This window comes from Bradyrhizobium sp. Leo170, assembly GCF_004296405.1.
Lineage (GTDB): Bacteria > Pseudomonadota > Alphaproteobacteria > Rhizobiales > Xanthobacteraceae > Bradyrhizobium.
This window is the reverse complement of record NZ_PSRR01000739.1, coordinates 1-1,194: the sequence shown is the minus strand read 5'-3', so window position 1 is coordinate 1,194 and position 1,194 is coordinate 1. Positions and strand designations below refer to the sequence as shown.

The following is a 1,194-nucleotide window of genomic DNA, read 5'->3' as shown; positions in this document are numbered from 1 at the left end:
GGTGAGGGTGCCTCCACGATGGGACTTTCCGTGGGGAGAGAACCCTCACCCGGCGCTACGCGCCGACCTCCCCCGCAAGCGGGAGAGGTGAAGTAACCCAGCATGTCCGCCAATCCATCGCCCATAAGCCACTTACTCAACGACGAGAGCGCTTCATGACTGCCACAGACTACGTCATCCCCGCCCCGCCGCAGGCTTCGCTCCCCGTCATCGGCGAGACGAAATCCTTCCCCGTCCGCCGCATCTGGTGCGTCGGGCGCAACTACCTCGAACACATCAGGGAGATGGGCAATGACGAGCGCGCGCCGCCCTTCTTCTTCGCCAAGCATGCCGACATGCTGGTGCCGGATGGTGCCACGATCCCCTACCCGCCGCTGACCAAGGACCTGCACCACGAGGTCGAACTGGTGGTCGCCATGAAGAGCGGCGGCCTCAACATTCCCGCCGACAAGGCGCTCGACCATGTCTATGGCTATGCCGTCGGTATCGACCTCACCCGCCGCGATCTGCAGATCGCCTCGCGCAAGAAGGAGCGTCCCTGGGAGATTGGAAAGTCCTTCGACTACTCTGCGCCCTGCTCCGCGCTGCAGCCGGCCTCCAAGATCGGCCATCCATCAAAGGGCAAGATCTGGCTCACCGTCAACGGCAAGGAAACCCAGAAGGGCGATCTCACCGAACTGATCTGGAACGTGCCCGAGATCATCTGGCAGCTCTCCCAGCAGGTGAAGCTCGCCGCCGGCGACCTCATCATGACGGGAACGCCGGCCGGCGTCTCCCAGCTCCAGCCCGGCGACAGGATCGAATGCGGCGTCGACGGCGTCGGCACGCTGAAGGTCTCGATCGGCCAGCCGGAGTAGTTCACTCCGGCGCTAACCACGCCCACCGCCGTCATTCCGGGGCGCGCGCAACGCGAGCCCCGGAATGACAGCCCCGTAGTTGCTAAGCTTCGTAGCCCGGGTGGAGCGCAGCGTAACCCGGGGGCCGCACTCGACGTTGGCTCAGAGGTCCCGGGTTGCGCTGCGCTCCACCCGGGCTACGGCACTGGATTCTTGGTTTGACGCGTTTTCTTTACGCCAACCGATGTCCACTTCGAACGCGCTCTACTGCCTCTCCAACCCCTGCGATGCGCTCGGGCCGAGATGCGTCTTCTCGTACTCCAGCCACAGCTCAAGCAGGGACATGAACATCACCACT

1 protein-coding gene is annotated in these 1,194 nt (G+C 64.2%); it reads left to right on the top strand.

Going from position 1 to position 1,194, the window contains the following annotated elements:
• Positions 1-155 precede the first annotated feature (155 nt).
• Positions 156-857 carry a fumarylacetoacetate hydrolase family protein gene (locus tag CWO89_RS44380; protein WP_130584404.1) on the top strand — a complete coding sequence of 234 codons (702 nt, stop codon included), beginning with the start codon at positions 156-158 and terminating at the stop codon, positions 855-857.
• Positions 858-1,194: the final 337 nt, after the last annotated feature.

What these genes read in the sequence shown, in the direction of transcription:
- CWO89_RS44380 (WP_130584404.1), top strand. Translation starts at nt 156, where the DNA reads ATGACTGCCACAGACTACGTCATCCCCGCCCCGCCGCAGGCTTCGCTC.